General features: G+C 40.3%; 14 protein-coding genes. 11 read left to right on the forward strand and 3 right to left on the reverse strand.

Annotated features, from left to right (window positions below):
• Nucleotides 1–187 precede the first annotated feature (187 nt).
• From HMPREF9009_RS19695 to HMPREF9009_RS19705, 3 genes are all read right to left on the reverse strand, one after another.
• Nucleotides 188–3,040: a hypothetical protein gene (locus tag HMPREF9009_RS19695; protein ID WP_049703071.1), complete on the reverse strand. Its 2,853-nt coding sequence runs from the start codon at nucleotides 3,038–3,040 to the stop codon at nucleotides 188–190.
• 21 nt (nucleotides 3,041–3,061) lie between these two features.
• A complete protein-coding gene (locus HMPREF9009_RS19700; protein WP_049703072.1) occupies nucleotides 3,062–4,345 on the reverse strand; it encodes a hypothetical protein in 1,284 nt (427 codons plus the stop codon).
• Nucleotides 4,346–4,488: 143 nt separating this feature from the next.
• Entirely contained in the window at nucleotides 4,489–8,541 is a 4,053-nt protein-coding gene (locus tag HMPREF9009_RS19705; RefSeq protein WP_049703073.1) for a hybrid sensor histidine kinase/response regulator transcription factor, read from the reverse strand.
• A gap of 282 nt (nucleotides 8,542–8,823) precedes the next feature.
• Here HMPREF9009_RS19705 and HMPREF9009_RS19710 point away from each other — a divergent pair, with 282 nt between their 5' ends.
• From HMPREF9009_RS19710 to HMPREF9009_RS19760, 11 genes are all read left to right on the forward strand, one after another.
• Nucleotides 8,824–10,278 (forward strand): carbohydrate binding domain-containing protein, encoded by a 1,455-nt coding sequence (locus tag HMPREF9009_RS19710; RefSeq protein WP_049703074.1) that lies wholly within the window; start codon nucleotides 8,824–8,826, stop codon nucleotides 10,276–10,278.
• Between the two features lie 3 nt (nucleotides 10,279–10,281).
• Nucleotides 10,282–11,766 (forward strand): family 43 glycosylhydrolase, encoded by a 1,485-nt coding sequence (locus HMPREF9009_RS19715; RefSeq protein WP_081352690.1) that lies wholly within the window; start codon nucleotides 10,282–10,284, stop codon nucleotides 11,764–11,766.
• Between the two features lie 41 nt (nucleotides 11,767–11,807).
• A complete protein-coding gene (locus HMPREF9009_RS19720) occupies nucleotides 11,808–13,565 on the forward strand; it encodes a family 43 glycosylhydrolase (RefSeq protein WP_049703076.1) in 1,758 nt (585 codons plus the stop codon).
• A gap of 207 nt (nucleotides 13,566–13,772) precedes the next feature.
• A complete protein-coding gene (locus HMPREF9009_RS19725) occupies nucleotides 13,773–14,042 on the forward strand; it encodes a hypothetical protein (RefSeq protein WP_049703077.1) in 270 nt (89 codons plus the stop codon).
• 8 nt (nucleotides 14,043–14,050) lie between these two features.
• Nucleotides 14,051–14,605 (forward strand): 1-acyl-sn-glycerol-3-phosphate acyltransferase, encoded by a 555-nt coding sequence (locus HMPREF9009_RS19730; protein ID WP_049703078.1) that lies wholly within the window; start codon nucleotides 14,051–14,053, stop codon nucleotides 14,603–14,605.
• A 37-nt stretch (nucleotides 14,606–14,642) separates the two neighbouring features.
• Nucleotides 14,643–15,419 (forward strand): amidohydrolase, encoded by a 777-nt coding sequence (locus HMPREF9009_RS19735; RefSeq protein WP_004312590.1) that lies wholly within the window; start codon nucleotides 14,643–14,645, stop codon nucleotides 15,417–15,419.
• Between the two features lie 148 nt (nucleotides 15,420–15,567).
• A complete protein-coding gene (locus tag HMPREF9009_RS19740) occupies nucleotides 15,568–17,559 on the forward strand; it encodes a glucosamine-6-phosphate deaminase (protein WP_008643310.1) in 1,992 nt (663 codons plus the stop codon).
• Nucleotides 17,560–17,778: 219 nt separating this feature from the next.
• A complete protein-coding gene (locus HMPREF9009_RS19745) occupies nucleotides 17,779–20,688 on the forward strand; it encodes a golvesin C-terminal-like domain-containing protein (protein WP_049703079.1) in 2,910 nt (969 codons plus the stop codon).
• Nucleotides 20,689–20,768: 80 nt separating this feature from the next.
• Nucleotides 20,769–21,086 carry a hypothetical protein gene (locus HMPREF9009_RS19750; RefSeq protein ID WP_004312597.1) on the forward strand — a complete coding sequence of 106 codons (318 nt, stop codon included), beginning with the start codon at nucleotides 20,769–20,771 and terminating at the stop codon, nucleotides 21,084–21,086.
• Complete coding sequence (locus tag HMPREF9009_RS19755; protein ID WP_004312598.1) at nucleotides 21,086–21,310, forward strand: sulfurtransferase TusA family protein; 225 nt, start codon at nucleotides 21,086–21,088, stop codon at nucleotides 21,308–21,310. Before HMPREF9009_RS19750 ends, HMPREF9009_RS19755 begins: the two co-directional genes overlap by 1 nt.
• Nucleotides 21,311–21,416: 106 nt before the next feature.
• The gene (locus HMPREF9009_RS19760; protein WP_049703080.1) at nucleotides 21,417–23,273 is read left to right on the forward strand and encodes a YgiQ family radical SAM protein; all 1,857 of its coding nucleotides are present in this window, start codon (nucleotides 21,417–21,419) and stop codon (nucleotides 23,271–23,273) included.
• Nucleotides 23,274–23,281 lie beyond the last annotated feature (8 nt).

Genomic DNA, 23,281 nt, shown 5'->3' on the forward strand with positions numbered 1-23,281 from the left:
TGCAAATGAAAGCATATTTTTCTCAATACATGTTCTATTTTGATTCAGAAAGGTTCAAAATTAAAGCATTTTACGCACCAGACGGTTTCTGGACGCTATATGACCAAAAATCATTCAAAAAGGTATAAATATGATTCAAGCCACTTTATTTGCTCCAATCATATTTATTCTTTTTATTCATTCTTCATCAACGCATCAACGGTTTTATGACATGAACCAGTTCACCATTATCTGCTATTCCTTCTATATTCAGAAAATAATTCCCCGGCTGATCGGATGTATAGAACGAAAAGGCAGCATTACCCTGTTCATCTGTTATCAATCTCGGACTCCAATAAAGAGTGGTACGCAAATCGGGTATCTCATTATTCTTTCCTGCCGCCGTATCATATTTAGGTGAATAGAATTCGACTGGTTTTTGATAGCCTAAAGGATAGAATGTGGTATTCTGCATATTTCTTTGCTGGATATCATCATAATACTTCGACCACCATCCTAAACAACGGGAGTCAAAACCGTCTTTTGTCGTCACGTTCAATATGGCAATCTTTTCCTGGCTGAAAGGAATACGACAGTAGGCATGGCATAAATCACGACCCGTATTCAAATAATATTTTTCACTCCATTTCAATGTTCCACGCAACAGAGCATTTGCCCGGTCCCGGTCAACGTCTTTAACCAATGTCATACTCTCCACATCACCGGGGTTAATCCAACTCACCAGAATATCCGGTTTACAAAAATTATCGTCTACAAATAATAATATCCGTTGATTACCGTAATATATCATTTCTTCTACCATATCCGACGAGCGTGAAGACTTACTTTCCACCGCATCCGACTCATATCCACTTAGTGACGATGTATCTCTGACCGCTAGTGTTTCATCTGCTTTTAGCCGTGTCCGTATATCTTCCGGCTCCTCTGCCAGGGTAGAAATAGTCAATCCCTGCGATTTTAACAGAGTGCGCATATCTTTATAGCGTACCATTTCTCTGTCTGTAAACACACGATAATCACGACTTCCCCACATCGGCGCTCTGACAATAATATCCTGCAACATGAAATGCAAATTGTCCAAGCGGGTCATCATCTCCACATCTGCTTTCTGTACATTACGTACAGAATCATCCTCCAACGGGAGTTGCGGATAAAGCGGTAAATCTTTGGGAGATTCCCAGTCAAACAGTTCAATCTTCCCTGTTCTTTTGGCTTTCAACTGTACTGCACTGATGTGGAAGCCACTTCCATCGACATAAGCAATACTGTCAAAGCAGAAGTAACCGTTCTTATCGGTAGAGGTGTACTGCTGAAAACCTTTCAGGCTACCTGTTCCCGAAATAGAAACCATATGTTCATCATTCGACTTTGTTAAAAGTCCTCCGGCTGTTACGGCACGTCCTTGTATTGCCATTTCAGAATGTTTTTCCAATGCGGGCGTTTTATATTTCCCCAGAATGACTTCGGGTAATTCATACCGCCGCCAACCTTGTGTCATCATAAGCAAATCCAGACTGTTTCGAGTCGCCGAACTTTCTTTCTTGAAATAAAATCCGGGTGACTGTATAATCCCCTTTAGTTCGGATGTCAGCAATAAATGAGAAAGGATGCTGATACTGGAATCGGCTGCCGCAAATTTACTGTCGATCACTGATACGGAATAATTCCCTTTCAAAGGTTGACTATCAGCATTCAGAAGGCCAACGTTCACCGATACGGCCTCCCTTTTCTGTGTGAGAGATCCATTGACTGACAGATTACAGACTGTAGAAAAATAGGAATCAGAAAATGCCAAACGCTCACTCAAAACTTTTCCATCTTTGTTCAGCAGTACAAACTGCACGACACCCGCGGGGAAATATTGCTTGGGGAACAGGAATTTCTTTTGAGATTCTTTCCATTCTTCCGATGCTATAATGATTCCACGAACGTGAGCTACTAAATAAAGAGGTTCCACAGACACGTCTGCAACAGATAATAAAGAGATGTGAAAATTTTCACGTTGTGTATCAACTCTCAAGCCATATAAAGCCTTTGTATCAACAGCTGGCAGTTTGAATGTTTTATTCCGTCCGAACTCATCCTCACATTTAGCTATATAAGATTTACCCGCTTCGGGAGTCAAAACAAACAGTCCCATTCCTTCATGAAGTGTACGAGCCGAAGAAACGACCTCTCCGGTTTCATCCACGATATCCAAACTGATATCCGCCGCATTTCCCGTATGCCCCATCGCTTTAAAAGCAATGCGGCAATCTTGTCCGTTTAACAGGTAGCCTCCTTCAGGATAGAATGTTACATCATAATCTTCATTCCGGGTACTCACCGGCAGATAACGACGATACACATTATCATCAGTATCTTTCATGGACAAAAGCCAGGATGTATTTCCTTTCCAATCATTTTTGTCCCATTCTATCGTAAACCCATTTTTTATATCAGACAGTTTCAATGAAAGATCCGACCTATTCTTTGTCGACATCTCTGCCTGACTAAGCATCATCAGCTTATCTCCTGTTGTGAATGTGAGTGCCAGATCTGGCGTTTTGGAATTGTTATGGGAAAGAGACTTCATACCTACTCTATTCCAGGAAACAGTCACTATCCGAATGGGACGTCTGAAAATACATTCATTTGCATTTTTCAGCATATAACGGGAATAAGCACGCAGTGTATATTCTCCATCGGCCAGTTCACGAGCCAAAGACAAATAACCTTGATAGATTCCATTATCCGAACGTACCAGTGCCTGTGATATTATAGAATCCAGCGGATTTACCAACTCTACATATATATATTTATCACATAAAGGCTTGTGCAATGCAGCATCTACGATATAAGACCGGAACCACAAAGTATCGCCTGCCAAATAGGTTCCTTTATCTGTATGTAAATAGACTTTTTCTTGTGGAAATATACTTAATTGAGATAGGAAACGACTCGTCAATGAATCCTTATCAAACTTTCCGGTTTGTCCATATCCCTTCACTGCTCCGATTACAAGCAGAATTAATATCAATAGAATATTATTTTTCGTCATGACTTGTGTGTATGTGTTGTTTTAGTTTATAAAAACAGGAAATCCACTATTTACATTTTTTTTATCCAGACTCCATCGAGAAAAGACTTCTTTCTTGTCTACCCACTTATTAAGCAAATCGACAAATGACTGCTGCTTCATCTCATCCGCACTGAAATATCTGAAAGAATCAGGTATTTTCATTGTCCCGTACATTATTTTATTCCAAGAATCCGTGCGAAGTTTGTTTCCTTCGAAACGTGGCTTCCTAAGTGTGTTCATTTTGCAGGATTCTTCACTCCAATAACATGCAGCACCATCCCGGTTGATACGGTCAACGGATGGTATAATCAAATTATCAGGATCAGCAAAATAAGCATATACACCTACGAGTCCGTCAGTCACAACAGGATATATGGTATGGATTTTCCCGGCACTATAATTATTGGCAAAAACCACCTTCCATGTGGAGACTTGAATAGAATGTAGATTAATATGTCCGGCAATACCCCCGGCTACATCTCTTGCCATTATTGTTCCTGTATTGTAACAATTGGCTACAGTGTCATTGGGAAGTTCTTTCAATTCCGTGTCTTTAACTGACTTTTGATAAGGTTCGGAAAATTCACCTATAATACCGCCTACATGCTCGTAACGTCCGACAATATCTCCTCTATTAAAGGAATTGTAGATAGACCCGCCTTCAAAATAGCCCACAATTCCTCCTACACAACGATGACCGTACACTCTACCGTAATTACGACATCCGATGATACGGTTTTGCCCGGAAGAAAAACCTATCAGCCCTCCGGAAAAATTACGGTCGTTTTCTACAATGCTCTCGTTTGAACAATTCAAGATTTGAGTATTAAAAGAAATATGACCGGCCAAAGCACCTACATAATTATAGGCAATAATGTGGGAAAAACAAATACGGGTATTCTTTACTACTGCTCTCCTCAAAAAGCCAAAAAGACCTTGGCAGAAAGTTTCGGAACCGGCTTTCATAAACAGTCCGGCAATATAGTGTCCGTCTCCATCAAAAGTACCTTCAAAAGGAATTTGCGATGTACCAATCGGAGTCCAGGACTTTAATTTAGTTTGTCGATCCCATTTTTTCCAACCTGTCGTGTCATTTAGCCAAATGTCCGCAGACAATTTCACCGTTTTACCTCGAAAAGAGTCTCCCCCATTCACTGATTTAGCAAAAGCAACCAAGTCTTCTGTTGTAGAAATAATCAATGGATTTTCATTCATAAGTCGTGCTGCATTCCCTGAAGAAACTAAAGCCAGACAAATGATTAGCATAAAAATTCTGTTTTTCATTTATATAGAAATTTAAATTAAGACTCGCTTATTGAAAGACAAAAGTGATCCTTTTTTTAAAAACAGAGGTACTGAAATCAACCAAATGGGTTCAAATTCAGCGCATAATCACTTAGAGAAAATGTTTGAAGAGATTATTCTTTTCATTTTAATGTTTTCTGATATTCTTTCGGAGTCACCCCAAATTCATCCTTAAAACAAATAGCAAAATATTTAGGGTTAGAAAATCCACATTCATAGGCAACCTCTGCTACTGATATGGACCTGTTTTTCAGCAACTGGCTGCCGTGCTTTAATCTAATATTCCGAATAAACTCAATCGGGGATAATCCTGTAGCAACTTTCATCTTTCTATAAAGGGAAGATTTGGAGACCGCTAACGCATCTGCCAGTTGAACAACACCAAAATCACCTTCGGAAATATTCGTTTCAACCACGGAAAATACTTTATCAAAGAATTCTTTATCGACGACCGAGGTTTCCAACGCATCAATCTGCGCATCTGCATTGGAACGGAATTCTTCCTGTTTGCTGCGTTTATGGTTTATAAAATTATTAATACGCGCTTCGAGTATTTTTAATTCGAAAGGTTTTGCAATATATCCATCAGCTCCGGCATTATAACATTCAACCCTATCTTCCACCGTATTTTTTGCAGTCAATAAGATCACCGAAATATGGCTGGTTTCTAAATCGGACTTTAAATTCCGGCATAATTCCAAGCCATCCATTTCGGGCATCATCACGTCACTGATGACTATATCTATTTCATTCTCCTTCACTATTTCTAAAGCTTCGATTCCGTTCTTCGCGATCAGTACATGATAATTCCGGGATAGAATCCGTTTCATGAGATATAATAATTCTTCATTATCCTCCACCAATAACAAATGATGTTCATTGGTTTGATGTGTACCCATCTCTGTTTCTTCAGATTCATCCAAATCCACACCATCTAATATGACTTCGTCTTTCTTTTCTTTCACTTTCTCTACGGCAAACTCATTTTCTTTGTAACTATCCTTATCAATAGGAAAATCTACAGTAAAAATGCTTCCTTTGCCCAATTCACTTTCTACTTTAATACTGCCGTGATGTAGTTCTACCAAGTCTTTTGTCAATGACAGTCCTATGCCGTTGGACTCGCTTCCATCTTTCTTATGGGCTGTATAGAACCTGGCAAAAATATTTTCCAACTCTTCTGAAGCAATACCCTCACCTGTATCCGACACTTGAATACATAGACGACGATGCCCGGAAACCTGATAGGATTTCATCATCAGTTTTATCTCACCACCGGCATCCGTATGTTTGCAGGCATTAGATAAAAGATTAGACACAATCTTATCTACTTTATCCGCATCAAAACAGGCTATCAGTGTTTCCTCTTCAACCGAAAACACAAAAGTCTGCTTTTTCTTCTTCATTAAAGGTGCAAAATTCACACTGCAAACATCTGATACAAACGGAATAATATCACCTTGAGATAGTGATAATTTCATATTTCCACTTTCTACCTTACGGAAATCAAGAATCTGTTGTAGTAGACGCTTCAGTTTATTTACATTCGACCGAATCATATTCAATTGCGGAATCCGCTCTCCACTAATCAGTTCGGCATCATCAACCAAACAGGTGATAATAGTAAGAGGAGTCAGCAGGTCATGAGAGATATTCGTAAAATAGCGCAATTTCGTTTGTACCAATTCTTCTGATTTCTCCCTGTCTATCTGTGCGATTTTTAGTTCATGCCGCAATTGCATGCGCTTTTGCATTCTTCGATAAAAAAGATAAATGCATATAATTATAAAGACGGCATACAGTGTATATGCCCACCATGTTTCATAAAAAGCAGGTTGTTTATATACCGAAATTTTAGATATATACTCACTCCATAAACCATTCACATCTGTCGCTTTCAGATAAAAAGTCCGTTTTCCCTTGGGTAGCTGATTGTAAAAAGCAAATTGCCGGTCACCTTTGACATAAACCCAGTTATCATCTACTCCTTCCATTTTATAGGCGTATTTTATCTTATCCGGGAAAGCATAATTCAAAGAGGAAAAATCTATTTCGATATTTTTATCTCCAGAATTCAGTATTATACTCTGATTACTCAAATCAAAACGATTATTGTTCTTCTCCAAAAGGGCAGACATTCCGTCAATTTTCACATCTGCTATCATTGTCTTGATATTCTGGGGATGTTCAGATAAACGTTCATAAGGAGTAAATGCTGTGATCCCCCGATTACCACCATAAAGCATTCTACCTGAACGGCTTATAAAGTAGGAATTCGGCATAAAGGAATTCACTAATATATCATCCATAGTAGAATAGTCCATGATACCTCCATTTTTCGGTTCATATTCTATAATACGTTTGTTAGTAGAAATCCATATATGTCCTAACCGATCAGTTACAATATTGAAGATACTTTCTTCGAGCATATCAAACACATTCGACAAATCTGTTACTTTCTTCTTTTGAGAATCATAAGTAAAGATACTGCCTTCTTCACTGCCTAACCATATTAATCCTTTATCATCTACACAAATGGCAGTGATATTATTACTCATCAAACCATTCGTCTCGGAAGTCAGATTCTTTAAGCTTGATTTCTCGAACTTTAATTGAGGAGGAATCACAGCGGTATATACGCCCTGCTTTTTGGTGCTGATCCATAGGGTAGTGTCTTTACCCTCTCCAATTCCAGTTATATCTTTCAATACGATATGCGTATCTTGAATATCTTTCTTTCCTACAGGTTTTACCAATATGCCAGCGGTAGTTATAATCCAAAAGTTACGTTTACTATCTTCATAGAACAAATATGGATCTCCCGGATTCTCTGTCATACATTTCTTTAAATCCAAAATTCCGAGTAATTGCATTTTACCCTTTTCTTTCTTCACCCTATAAATTTCAGAATCATATTCAGTTCCTAACCAAACTTCATGAAGAGAAGAAACAGGTGCTATACAACTTATATTTTTCAAATTTGATATTCCTTTGAGTGAAGGGATATCCGTATGAAACTGGATATCTGTTGAATTGGGTTTAAGAATCCCTACTCCCCAACGGTTTTGATTAATCCACAAATCACCATCTTCATCTTCGTATATATTTTTCACATTAGCATTAAATCCTGTCTTTTTTCGAATAGTTGGAAGTGAGTTGTTCTGAACAAAGGGCTTATTCAGATCAATCATAGACACTCCTTCATTAAAAGCAGCAATCCACAGGTTGCCAAATGCATCTTTTACTATCTCACTAAAAATATTATTCAACTTAGAGGATATATGGGAAATATCAACATTACTAACCATATCTCCCGGACGTTTCTGAAGCGCATAAAGTCCTTGCGTAGACACAATCCAGATATATCCATACTTATCGTCCTGAACAATGCTAAAACAGCCACTCTCATCCCATTTGTTCTCATTCTCTACAATAACATGATTATACATCATTTCCTGCTTCTCTTCGGGATAAAACAGATATATACCACTTTCCCAAGTCAGCACCCAATGTTGTCTCTTGTAATCCTGAAATACTTTAAACGGATTATCCCAGAGTCCTATTTTAGGCAGGCTTACGAATGAATCTTTCTCTGAATCATATTTATGAAGTCCTCTTTGCCACAAGGTAACCCAAATATTCTTATCCAAATCTTCATAAATAGAATTTACGCTGGTAACGGGCAAAGATGCATCATACTTTTTGCAAAAAGAAAAATCACTGGAACAACGAAAAACAGAAGTTAGTGTACCTATCCAAAGCCATCCTTTACTGTCGACTATCATTGTCCGGATTTCCTGATCTTTAAGATCGTTATGTTCAACTGGGATTATCTGATAAGTTTGTTTATTCAGTATATTCAGACCTTTTTTAGTGCCTATGTACAAAAATCCCTTATCATCTTCTGCAATGCAGGTAATTTCATTGTTTGTCAATAAATTCGGCGTCTTTAGACCGGAACGGAAAGTCTGTATGCGATAAGCATCATAGCGGCACAATCCATCTTTTGTTCCCAACCACAAAAAACCTTCCTTATCACAGTGAACACGCAGAACAGAACTGGAAGGCAAATAATTATTCAATGGCAAGGTGGTCACGGACATCTGTTGAGCAAAAACACATGAAAAAACAGGAAGAAGAAAGAATAGTATATAATATCGAATTGTATAGTTCATAATAGTATTGAATATTTAGATTCGTTTTCTAATGCAATATTAAAACAAAATTTAGCTGTAATAGCAGACTAAGATTTTAAAATGTGTTAACCATCCACTAGAGAAAGCATATATGAATGATTTTTGAACCTTACTGAACGATTCTTATCCCTTGCGAAACACATTATTTAAAATCAAACGTATTTGAATTATAATAGAACTCTTATCTGAATATCTTTCATCAAATTTGCAATCAGAAACAATTAATTACTGAATAACTAATTTATCAAACATTTCAATATCATGAAAAAGAAGTATGTAAAAATCATGTTCTTATCGATGGTGTTATTGACGACCAGTGTAACGGCAACTTACGCAGCTCTACCCAAGGACGACAAAAAGGATACGGAAGAAGTGTCCGTAGACACCAACTTGCCGCAATTAACCATTAATGGAACCAATGAATCTGTCTCACTTTTTGTTAATTCTGCGGCTTTACCTGGAAAAGAAATTAAAATAACTGCACCTAATGGCTTCACTGTATCTCCTGCCGTGATACCGGCTAATACGGGAAAACAAAAAGTAACTGTAACTTTGAATAGTACGAAGATTCTGACTGAAGGTAAACTTGTATTAAGAAGTGGAGACACACGTTCGTATGTGAAAGTAAAAGGATATGGTACCGCACTTCCCGTAAAGGACATTTCTAAGTCGCCAACTTATAAAGGCGGAAAAGATTCAGAATTTACGAAACCATTTACCCCAGGTTCTAAAGGATACACTATCGAATTCAGAATAAAAACCGATGATACGGAACAGAACTTTTATCCTTATTTCGTTAATGAAAAAGGATACGGATTCAAAGCGTATTTTAATTCTTCCGAGATAGGCATATACAATAACTACCAGAAAGCTATTAGTAATCCAGCCACTAGCGGAAAAGAAGGTGGAAAAGGCAAGTTTTACAATAACGACGGACAGGCTCATACTTACCGTTTTGCCATAACTCCCGATAATCGTGCTTTCATCTTCAGAGATGGAGTTCCCGTAGATTCTGTACGCATCAAGGATTATGCTCCACAACCTTACTTTACTGCCGGAATCGGTGAACCGGTAGAGAATCTTTTGAAGAATCCGGGATTTGAGGGAGAATTTGAAGTGGATCCTGACAGTAAGCTAACGACTCATATCGAAGGATGGGACGTTGTTGTCAATGACCGTTGGAATTCGGAGCAGTACATTCTCCCCGAAGAACTGGATAATGAGCAGGATATTGATAACCATGTTTTTGAAATCAGACCTTACAAATGGGCAAGCGGATGGAGTGACGGTACTCTGGCACAAGTAGTAAATGTCGCTCCTAATGAAACATACACTTTATCAGCTTTACTGAAAGGAGGTATTGCTGAAAAAGAAGGTACACTTACCGGAAAGATGACTATTGAAGAGGTACAGGACACGGAGAAGAGAATTGTCACAGAAATAGCAAGCAAAGACTGGGAAACTTACTCTATGGACTATACCACATCACCCGATTGCAAACAAATACGAGTAATCTTCAGCGTAGGACGTGGCGGATGGGGAAATGACATCGGATCTATCCGTGTAGATAATACCAAATTGACTGGTGTATCATGCATATATTCCCCTAAATTCGGTTTTATGGATAATACAGCTAATGTGGAATATTTCACTATAGATGAATCTGGTGCTTATGCACCCGCACAACCTGAAATAACTATCAACATCGAAGAATAAATTATGAGAAATATCTTATTTATCTGCTTTATATTCTCATGTGTGTCCGTTTTTTCACAGAACACCCAGATAAGTCCGGGTGTTTTGTGGAATGATGTGAATGGAGAACAAATCAATGCCCATGGTGGATGTGTGGTATTTAATAAAGGCACTTACTATTGGTTCGGAGAAGACCGTACCGGATTTGTGTCAAACGGAGTGAGTTGTTATCAATCTAAAGACTTGTACAACTGGAAACGTCTCGGCCTTTCTTTGAAAACGACTGGAGAAGCCAAAGAAGATTTAAACGATATCTCTCACGGCCGCCTGTTCGAACGCCCCAAAGTTATCTTCAACCCCAAAACTAATAAATGGGTAATGTGGAGTCATTGGGAAAGTAGTAATAGTGATTACAGTGCAGCACGGGTCTGTGTAGCAACCAGTGATAAAATAGAAGGTCCATACACGCTATATAAAACATTTCGTCCTAATAAAAACGAATCACGCGACCAGACTTTATTTGTAGATACAGATGGCAAAGCGTATCATTTCTGTTCTACCGACATGAACACAAATACTAATATAGCTTTGCTGAGAGATGATTTTTTGGAACCTACTCCCACCGAAATCAAGATTCTGAATGAACTTAAATACGAAGCAGCCTCTATCTTTAAGGTAGGTGATGTATATTATGGATTGTTTTCCGGTTGTACAGGATGGGACCCGAATCCGGGAAGATCTGCCTATACCTATAATATCTTAGGAGAATGGACCACGGGAGTGAATTTTGCAGTTGATAAACTGAAACAAGTAACCTACAACTCACAAAGCAACTACGTCTTCCAACTGCCTGATAAAGATAAAGCATTTATCTACATGGGGGATCGTTGGAACCGGAATGATCCGGGAAAATCTCATTTTGTATGGTTACCTATCAGCATGCGTTCAGGATACCCGGTTGTAAAATGGTATGATGCATGGGATTTGAGTGTATTCAACACTATGTATCGTTACAAACGGGCAGAAAGTATTATTTCCGGGAATATCTATTCTTTATTGGAAAAAATATCTGACCGCCTGGTATCAAAGCCCACCAATGGATTCACCATAGCAGATGACGATGATGATATTAATTTGAATTTCGAGTTTATCAAAACGGGAACTCCCAATGTATACAAATTAAAGGATATAAAAACCGGGAAGTTCCTGGAGTCACTATTTGGCACTTTACGACTGAATTCTGAAAAGAAAGACGATACCCAATGTTGGATGTTCAATCTGCAGGAAGATGGTTATTATCAGATACAGAATGTCAAAGATAAAAAGTATATTACCGTTTCCGGCTCGAATACATTCAACGGAACCAACCTGTATCTCACTGAATATTCAAAAAAACTAATGCAGGATTTTGCTGTATATTTCGATTCAAGTAAGTACAAATACAAGGAAGCCGATTTGTTTTCAGCTACCTACAGAGCCAACAATCTAAAACTGATGGGAGCTAAATAGCTTTTTATCCATATTTCAAATAGTAACTAAATAGTTGTATTATGAACATTAGAAGTCAACAAAAGAAGCTTTATCTTGCATTTATATTCATATGTTTATGTGGGTTGCCGGTATTTTCCTCTTTTGCAGCACAACCGGAAGATACAAAAACAGGAGAGACTACCGAAACTTGGGCAATAACGGCCACAACTTTTAAACTCGCAGGCGAAAAAGAGGCCAGAAATGTAAAGTTGAACTGGATGCAACGGGAAGATGCCGATCTTTACAAAGTATATCGGGACGGAGAATTTATTGGAGAAGCTAAAGGGAATACGTACGATGATTATGATCTGGCAGTTGGCAAAACTTTTACGTATCACGTAGAAGCGTTTAAAGACGGAAAGAAAGTGGGAACAGCAATTTCCCAACAAGCTACTACATTTACACCAGTCGGTGAAGTCGAGGTTTACGATAATCTGAATGGAAAGTACATTAGTAAAGGTTCTACAAATAAACCTCAAGGAATGAAAATTGGCAATCTCTACTATTCCTACAAGATAGAAAATACAGAAAAGAATGTGGATGGACAATCACTTAAAGGTTGGATGGCCTCTGAAAGTTATTCCCCAACAGGACTTGACGGAAGTTGGAGTACTCCTCGTGAACTGGCTTTTTATCCAAATGTAAATTTTGAAGGTATTGCTTTCCGGCATAATCCCAAGACGGGTAAAGTCATACTATCCGCACATTACGAAGATGAAGAAGGATACAGTGCAGCCAAAATCTATTTGGCACAGATTACTCCTAAAGGCAAGCTTGAAGTAGGTACAATGGAGCGGCCATTAGGACATGAGTCCAGAGATCAGTCACTTTTCATTGACGATGACAATACGGCGTATCTTCTTTCCGCTACCAATATGAATAGTGATATAAATATCTATAAATTGGATAATTCCTGGACCAAACCTGTTTCATTAGTAAATACAATATGTAAAGGGTTACACAGAGAGACACCCGCCATCATCAAAAAAGATGGAGAGTATTATTTCTTCAGTTCAAAGGCTTCAGGATGGTATCCGAGTCAAACTGTATATACAGCTACTACCGATTTAGGCGGTGAATGGACACCCATGAGAGAGATTGGCAATAACTCCACTTTTGATGCACAATTCAACAGAATTAGTATGGTGGGAACAAGTTGCGGAGTATGGAGTTATCATTGGGGAGCACAACGGGAACATAAGACCCCGGATGGTAATTTCCCAAGAATATCCATCGCTGCCTTCAATCAGGGATACGCGTCGATGGATTATTACAGATATCTGGAATTTAATGATAAATACGGTATCATTCCGGTGCAGAATGGCAAAAATCTAACATTAAATTCTCCTGCTACGTCTACTGTTTCCGGAGCAAAAGGAGCTAAGGCAGATTGCATAACCGACGGAGCCTCCTTGGAATCGTCAGCCTTTTTTCAGAAAAGTTCTAATGCAGCAACAGGTACTCCTTATATATTAGCTGTAGACATACAGAAGAATGCTCGTATTTCAGAGATTAACCTTTCTACAAGACTGGTCAATGGTTCTGAAGCTGCCTACAAATATACGATTGAAGGAAGTACAGATGGAAAGAGTTATAAAATGCTTGTGGATGGTAGACAAAACTGGCAAGTAGGATTTCTGATCTTAAACATTGAAGATCCTGCATCTTACAGATATTTGCGTTTGAGAGTATACGGTGTTGTGAATGTACATAAAGGCAATTCTGCCATGTGGGCAGATGGTATTTACGAGTTTGCAGCTTTTGGGACTCCACAGTAAGTTAGATAACTTTGTTAGGAAAGTAATTTTGTAGTCAAAGCCGGTCAACTGTTTTAAGCAGTTAACCGGCTTTTGTTTATATACATATAAAAGATATTAAAAGCCTCTTACTTTTCATTTTTTCCCGCCATTATTCGCCCAAATCAAAGAAAGTGCCTATCTTTACCGCAAGTATTTTTTTATTATTCACCATTAAATATAAAGATTATGGCAAGTAGAAGAGAACTCAAAAAGAACGTAAACTATATCGCAGGAGAATTATTCACCGAGTGTTTAATCAACAGCATGTTCATCCCCAGTACGAACAAAGCGAAAGCTGATGAACTGATGGCAGAGGTACTGAAAATGCAGGATGAGTTTGTTACTCGTATCAGCCACACAGAACCGGGCAACGTGAAAGGTTTTTATAAGAAATTCCGTGCAGACTTTAATGCAAAGATTAACGAGATTATTGAAGCTATCGGAAAATTGAACTAAAAGCAGAAATGAAAAAAGCAATTTATAGCTTTATCTATTACCGCCTGTTAGGGTGGAAGACAAACGTTACGGTACCTAATTATGATAAATGCGTGATATGTGCCGCTCCACACACAACAAACCTTGATTTATTTATTGGAAAACTATTTTATGGTGCTATAGGCCGTAAGACAAGTTTCATGATGAAAAAAGAATGGTTTTTCTTTCCGCTTGGCGTTTTTTTCAGAGCAGTTGGCGGAATTCCCGTTGATCGCGGTCGAAAAACGTCGCTAGTAGATCAGATGGTTCATAATTTTGCTGAATATAAAAAGTTTAATTTGGCTATCACTCCCGAGGGAACCCGCAAAGCGAATCCAAACTGGAAAAAAGGCTTTTATTTTATAGCCTTGAAAGCCCAGGTTCCTATCGTGCTGATTGGTATTGATTACAGCAAGAAAACAATCTCTGCAACGAAAGCCATCATGCCGTCAGGAGATATTAATAAGGACATGAAAGAAATCAAACTTTACTTCAAGGATTTCAAAGGAAAACATCCGGAGAATTTCGCTCTTGGAGAAATATGATTTAAGTATCAGGTATTAAGTATAATACTTAGTTATCATGGAGTCTATCCGTATTTCTATCATACAAACCGATATTGTTTGGGAAAATAAACAAGAAAATCTCCGTTTGCTCCACGAAAAGCTGCAAAGTCTTCGTGGAATAACGGAGATTGTTGTTTTACCGGAGATGTTTTCTACCGGATTCAGTATGCAGAGTAAAATACTGGCAGAGCCAAATTCCGGGGAAACCATTACAACACTCAAACAATGGGCCGCCAAATTCCAGCTAGCCATTTGCGGAAGCTATATAGCAACAGAGAACGAACAGTTTTATAACCGTGCGTTCTTTCTGACGCCGGAAGGAGAAGAGTTCTATTATGACAAACGACATCTGTTTCGTATGGGACGGGAAGCTGAACACTTTTCGGCCGGTGATAAACGACTCATCATCCCCTATCATGGATGGAATATCTGCCTGCTGGTTTGCTATGACCTTCGTTTCCCTGTATGGAGCCGAAACGTAGGCAACGAGTACGACCTTTTAATATATGTAGCCAACTGGCCTATCCCCCGCCGTCTGGTTTGGGATACTCTACTCCGGGCACGCGCTTTAGAAAATCAATGCTATGTATGCGGTGTCAACAGAGTAGGTACAGACGGGTACCAACTTTCATATAATGGAGGAAGTAAAGTCTACTCCGCTTTCGGAGAAGAAATCGGCTCAATTCCAGATGAAAAGGAAGGAATAACGACTGTCAGTGTAAATCTCACTGCTCTCAACCAATTCAGAGAGAAGTTCCCGGTATGGAAAGATGCAGACGAATTCCATCTATAACATTTGCCAAATAACAAATGTTAAAAACAGATTCATGTAGCAACAATACCTAGAATTCGGTAGTTAATTATATAGACTTCTTTTGTATCTTTGTCGTGAAAATACAGTCGTAAGGACGCTAATCTTACATAACTTAATTAACAACTTTATGAAAACAAATCTTAGTTCTCAAATCAGTCTCCACCGGGTCTCCCCCAGATACTACAGACCGGAGAATGCATTTGAAAAATCAGTCTTGACAAGACTCGAAAAAATCCCTACGGACATCTACGAATCCGTAGAAGAAGGTGCTAACTATATTGCTCGCGAAATAGCACAGACCATCCGCGAAAAACAAAAAGCAGGACGCTTCTGCGTATTGGCACTCCCCGGAGGTGATTCGCCCAGCCACGTATATACCGAACTCATCCGCATGCATAAGGAAGAAGGTCTTAGCTTCCGCAATGTGATCGTATTTAATATGTATGAATATTATCCGTTGGCTCCCGATGCAATCAACAGCAACTTCAACGCTTTGAAGAGTATGTTATTGGATCACATCGATATTGACAAACAGAATATATTCACTCCCGACGGAAGCATTCCCAAAGATACCATCTTCGAATATTGCCGTCTGTACGAACAACGCATTGAAAGCTTCGGAGGTATTGATATTGCCTTGTTGGGCATTGGCCGTGTAGGTAACATCGCGTTCAACGAACCGGGTTCCCGACTGAATTCTACCACTCGTCTGATTTTGTTGGATAATGCATCACGCAACGAAGCATCCAAGATTTTCGGAACGCTGGATAATACGCCGATCAGTTCTATTACAATGGGTGTATCCACTATCCTTGGCGCAAAGAAGGTTTATCTGCTTGCATGGGGGGAAAACAAAGCAGCTATGATTAAAGAATGTGTGGAAGGTGCGATCACTGACACTATTCCGGCTTCTTATCTGCAAACTCACAACAACGCGCATGTAGCTCTTGATCTTTCAGCAGCTATGAACTTAACACGTATCCAACGTCCGTGGCTGGTAACTTCTTGCGAATGGAATGATAAACTAATCCGTAGTGCCATCGTTTGGTTGTGTCAGTTGACCGGCAAACCGATTCTGAAGTTGACAAATAAAGACTATAACGAAAACGGTTTGAGTGAACTTCTGGCACTTTACGGTTCTGCGTACAATGTAAACATCAAAATCTTCAATGATTTACAGCACACCATTACCGGATGGCCGGGTGGCAAACCTAATGCTGATGACACCTACCGTCCGGAACGTGCAAAACCGTATCCGAAACGTGTAATCATTTTCTCTCCGCATCCGGATGATGACGTTATTTCGATGGGTGGTACGCTTCGTCGTTTGGTAGAGCAGAAACATGAAGTACACGTAGCTTACGAAACTTCCGGCAATATCGCCGTTGGCGACGAAGAAGTAGTTCGTTTCATGCATTTCATCAACGGATTCAACCAACTCTTCAATAACAGCGCAGATCAGGTTATCAATGAGAAATATGCAGAAATACGTAATTTCTTGAAAGAGAAGAAAGATGGTGATATGGACAGTCGTGACATTCTGACTATCAAAGGTCTGATTCGTCGTGGTGAAGCCCGTACGGCCTGTACTTATAACAATATACCATTGGAACGATGCCACTTCCTAGACTTGCCGTTCTATGAAACAGGTAAGATTCAGAAAAACCCGATCAGTGAAGCAGACGTGGAAATCGTACGTAACTTGCTTCGTGAAGTGAAACCTCATCAGATTTTCGTTGCAGGTGACTTGGCCGACCCGCACGGAACACACCGTGTATGTACGGACGCCGTATTCGCAGCCGTTGATCTTGAAAAAGAAGAAGGTGCCAAATGGCTGAAAGACTGCCGTATCTGGATGTACCGTGGTGCGTGGGCTGAATGGGAAATCGAAAATATTGAAATGGCAGTGCCGATCAGTCCGGAAGAACTTCGTGCAAAACGTAACTCTATCCTGAAACATCAGTCGCAGATGGAAAGCGCTCCGTTCCTGGGTAATGACGAACGTTTGTTCTGGCAACGTAGTGAAGACCGTAACCGTGGCACAGCTACTTTGTATGATAAGTTAGGACTGGCTTCTTACGAAGCAATGGAAGCATTTGTAGAATACGTTCCTTTATAAGAATAATATTCTTAATTAAGAGAATATAAAACAATGAAAGAAGAGTGGGAAGTTTCGATACTTCTCGCTCTTTTTTTGTTATTTTTGCGGGGATAATTCACCACAGAGGAAAGGAGGACACAGAGTTATTATGAACAACCATTTTTATATCGCTTCATAGATTTGCCCTCCGTGTTCTCCTTTCCTCTGTGGTGAAAATGAGAACAAAAGCATTGAATAATGAAAAAGATAATAGTGTTTCTTCTATGCCTTACTGTAAGTGCTAATTTTCTTTTCGCTCAAGATATTGAAAGAAATGTAAAAGAACGGCTGACGGATTACTTCAACAAATATACCGCAACAGCCAAAATCAGCACTCCTAAACTGAACAGTTTCGATATAAATTATGATCGCAAGACGATTGCAATCTATGCATCGGAGAGTTTCGCCTATCAGCCTTTCCGTCTGGAAACTGTAGAAAACATTTATAATCAAGTTAAAGAACTGCTTCCGGGGCCTGTTCATTATTACCAGCTCACCATTTATGCGGATGGAAAACCTATTGAGGATTTGGTTCCTAATTTCTACCGGAATAAGAAAAAGGATAAGGAGCGGTTATCTTTGAATATAGATTATAAAGGAGCTCCCTGGGTGAAAAACATTTCACGTCCCAATGAAATTTCACGCGGACTGCAAAACCGTCATATCGCAATCTGGCAAAGCCACGGCAACTACTTCAAAAATGATAAAAACGAATGGGGATGGCAACGCCCTCGATTGTTCTGCACCACGGAAGATATGTTCACTCAATCTTTCGTTCTTCCATACGTGATTCCCATGTTGGAAAATGCTGGAGCGATTGTTTATACTCCCCGTGAACGGGATACGCAGAAGAATGAAATCATCGTAGATAATGACACTCCCAACGCTTCCCTTTATCTGGAAGTGGGTAGCAAAAAAGCTAATTGGACAAATGCCCCGGTAAGAGGATTTGCTCAAAAGAAAACGATCTACAAAGAGGGAGAGAATCCTTTCACTGACGGAACCTGTCGTTTCATACCAACCGAAAGAAAGAAAAAGAAGAATAAAGACCAGGTATTTGCCGAATGGGTACCTACTCTACCGGCAACAGGCAAGTATGCCGTTTATGTTTCCTATCAGACACTCCCAAATAGTGTAAGCGACGCCAAATATCTGGTATTCCATAACGGAGGAGTAACCGAATTTAAAGTTAATCAGAAAATAGGTGGAGGCACATGGGTTTACCTCGGAACGTTTGAATTTGATAAAGGGAACAACGACTACGGCATGGTGGTACTTAGCAACGAGAGCAGCGAACATGGAGTTGTATGCGCCGATGCAGTACGTTTTGGAGGTGGAATGGGAAACATTGCCCGTGGAGGAAGAACCAGCGGGCTACCCCGTTATTTGGAAGGAGCACGCTACTCTGCGCAATGGGCGGGAATGCCATACGAAGTGTATGCAGGACGTAAAGGTGAAAACGACTATACAGACGACATCAACACACGTTCCAACGCTATCAACTATTTGTCGGGCAGTTCTGTCTACAACCCGCAACAATCGGGTTTAGGCGTACCTTTGGAAATGACTATGGCGTTGCACAGTGATGCCGGATGCAGCAAGACTGATGAGCTTATCGGATCGCTCGGTATCTATACCACCGATTTCAATAATGGAAAACTGAATGCAGGAACAGACCGGTATGCATCACGTGACTTAGCCGATATTCTGCTCACACAGATTCAGAAAGATATTTATTCAAGTTACAGCATCCCCTGGACACGCCGCAGTATGTGGAACCGGAATTACAGTGAAACACGTCTCCCGGCTACACCTTCTACGATTATCGAACTGCTCTCCCATCAGAACTTCGCAGATATGCAGTTAGGGCATGATCCGAACTTCAAGTTTACAGTAGGACGAGCCATTTATAAAGGTATTTTGCAGTTCATTACCAGCCAGCATGATAAAGAATATATAGTTCAGCCCCTACCAGTCAGCAATTTCGCCATTCAATTCGGAAAGAAAAAGAATACATTGGAACTTTCATGGAAAGGTGAAGATGATCCGCAAGAACCGACTGCACGCCCACGGGAATACATCGTATATACACGCATCGGTTATGGAGGCTTTGACAATGGAACCTTAGTCAGCAAAACGTCCCACACCGTTAAAATAGAACCAGGGCTCGTTTATTCATTCAAAGTGACTGCCGTAAACCGCGGCGGGGAAAGCTTTCCCTCCGAAATCCTTTCCGCTTATAAAGCCAAACGCGAACAGGAAAAGGTAATTATCATCAATGGCTTTGACAGAATCAGCGGTCCGGCGGTCATTAATACTTCTGAAAGAGCAGGATTCGATTTATCACAAGATCCCGGAGTCCCGTATATATCAAACATTTCGTTTTGCGGAGCACAAACAGGCTTCGACCGTACACAAGCCGGAAAAGAAGGAAAAGGCAGTCTGGGCCATAGCGGAAACGAGTTAGAAGGAATGAAAATAGCAGGGAACACATTCGATTATCCTTTTATTCATGGAAAAGCGATTCAGGCAGCCGGCAAATATAGTTTTGTGTCATGCAGTGACGAAGCGGTAGAAAACGGATTGGTTACGTTAGAAGATTATCCGGTGGTAGATTATATCCTGGGACTGGAAAAAGAAGACCCCGCAAATAAAGCGTACTACAAGACATTCTCCTCGGCTATGCAACGAATTATGACCAGTTATTGTCAGTCGGGAGGTAGTCTATTTGTCAGCGGTGCTTATGTAGGAAGCGATATGAGCGGCACACAAGGCAACCGGGAGTTTACAGAGAAAATACTGAAATATGGTTATCAAAGTAGCCTGACGGATAAGAGTGCAAATCAGATTAAAGGATTGGGGCGCACGATCACGATCCCGCGTCTGCCCAATGAGAACAGTTATGCGGTTCCTGCAGCAGATTGCATCGTTCCCGTAGATACTGCTTTCCCTGTATTTACGTATGTACCCGGCAATCAGAGCGCAGGTATCGCTTACAAAGGAAACTACCGCACTTTTGTATTGGGCTTTCCTTTCGAAAGCATCCAGTCGGAAGCGGATCGGGCAACCATCATGGCAGGCATCTTGGGATTCTTTACTCAAAAATAAAAAATATCCTTTTTTTTTAATCCGTTTCTCATTTTAAATTCTATCTTTGCTACTATAATAACCTTTAAAACTAAAAAACAATGTATACTATACAAGCAAATCCTAGCGGTACACGCAGCATAGAAGTATCTAATGAAAACTTGAGAACAATTGAGAAATATGCTCTGTTCCGTCATCTTATCGACAGTACCGGTATTGTAGATGAAGCAGTTCTGGATAAGTTGAAACTTAATATCCGCTCCCTTATCGCCAGTCAGGAAGAAGACAGTAAAGACTTGCTGGACCTTTGTATCGACGTGATTTATCACAATAATATGAAGGCATTCGGTCTGCAACAGCTCATTAAGCTCTATCTTACCTGGCTTTCCAACACGGAAGCGGAAGAAGAGGAGGAATAATGATTACGGTAGATACCTGCGGAATAACAGCATACAGTCCGCTGATTCCTGCAATAAGAGCAATGTGCACTGCCTCTCCGGGAGAAACGATAGAGATTATCATGAACCATGCTGACGCGTTTCAGGATCTAAAGGAATATCTGTCCGAACAAGGTATCGGTTTTCGTGAAATCTATGATGGAGAACAAATGACATTACAGTTCACAATCAATGGGAAGTTATAAAAAAACATCTCAATGATTGAAGCAAAACATCCCGATAATCGAAGTTAAACATCTCAATGAATAAAAAAATCATTGGGATGTTTTTTATTATCCGTATCTTTGCAGCATGAAAGAATATCGATTGACTGACTGGTTACCTACTACCAAGAAAGAAGTAGAACTTCGCGGATGGAATGAATTGGATGTCATTCTATTCAGTGCTGACGCCTATGTGGATCACCCTTCTTTTGGTGCTGCCGTTATTGGACGGATTCTTGAAGCGGAAGGTTTGAAAATAGCCATTGTACCCCAGCCCAACTGGCGTGACGACCTGCGTGACTTCAAGAAGTTGGGACGCCCACGGCTATTCTTCGGTATCTCCGGTGGATGTATGGACTCAATGGTAAATAAATACACAGCCAACAAACGATTGCGCAGCGAAGATGCATATACCCCGGACGGTCGTCCGGATATGCGTCCGGAATATCCTTCTACGGTTTATAGCCAGATACTAAAGAAACTTTATCCGGATGTTCCCGTAGTTATCGGAGGAATCGAAGCCAGTTTAAGACGGTTAAGTCATTACGATTATTGGCAGGACAAAGTGCAAAAGAGCATTTTATGCGACAGCGGTGCCGACCTGCTCATTTACGGAATGGGAGAAAAACCACTTCCAGACCTGGTGAAGAATATGAAAAGTCTGCTTACTGCTGAAGAGCCAGTACTGACAAGTAATAAATTCAGAACAATCATCGGATCAGTTCCTCAAACAGCCTATCTTTGTCGTGCAACAGAATGGACCTCTGCCGAAGATGACCTTCCACTTTATTCGCACGAAGAATGTCTGGCAGATAAAAAGAAACAGGCAAGCAATTTCCGGCATATCGAAGAAGAATCCAACAAATATTCGGCTTCCCGAATCACGCAAGCCGTCGGAAACAAGATAGTAGTAGTCAATCCTCCATATCCTCCGATGAGCCAGGAAGATCTCGATCGTTCGTTTGATTTGCCATATACCCGGCTACCTCATCCTAAATATAAAGGGAAACGGATTCCGGCTTATGACATGATTAAGTTTTCCATCAACATTCACCGGGGATGTTTCGGCGGTTGTGCCTTCTGCACCATTTCCGCTCATCAGGGAAAGTTTATCGTCAGCCGTAGCAAAGAGTCCATACTGAAAGAGGTGAAAGAGGTCATCCAGTTACCCGATTTCAAAGGATATTTAAGCGATTTGGGTGGTCCTTCCGCTAACATGTATCAGATGAAAGGAAAAGACGAAGCTATTTGCAAGAAGTGCAAACGACCGTCATGTATCCATCCGAAAGTTTGCCCGAATCTAAATACCGACCATCGCCCCTTACTGGATATTTACCGTGCAGTAGATGCCTTGCCCGGAATAAAAAAATCGTTTATCGGTAGCGGAATACGCTATGACCTGTTACTTCATCAAAGTAAAGATGAAGCGATCAACCGCAGCACTGCCGAGTATACCCGTGAATTGATTGTCAATCACGTAAGTGGTCGGCTGAAAGTAGCTCCGGAGCATACCAGTGACCGGGTATTATCTGTGATGCGCAAACCTTCTTTCGAGCAATTTGAAACATTCAAAAGGATATTCGACCGTATCAACCGGGAAGAGAATCTACGTCAACAACTGATTCCGTATTTCATTTCCTCGCATCCCGGATGCAAAGAAGAAGATATGGCGGAACTTGCCGTTATCACTAAACGTCTGGACTTCCACCTGGAACAAGTGCAGGACTTCACTCCTACTCCGATGACGGTTGCTACCGAAGCTTGGTATACCGGATTTCATCCATACACGTTAGAACCGATATTCAGTGCTAAAACCCAACGGGAGAAACTAGCCCAACGGCAGTTCTTCTTCTGGTATAAGCCGGAAGAAAGGAGAAATATCATCAATGAGTTGAGACGTATCGGACGTTCTGACTTGATAGACAAATTATACGGAAAACGCTAATTCGCTCC

Source organism: Bacteroides sp. 3_1_13, assembly GCF_001185845.1.
Lineage (GTDB): Bacteria > Bacteroidota > Bacteroidia > Bacteroidales > Bacteroidaceae > Bacteroides > Bacteroides xylanisolvens.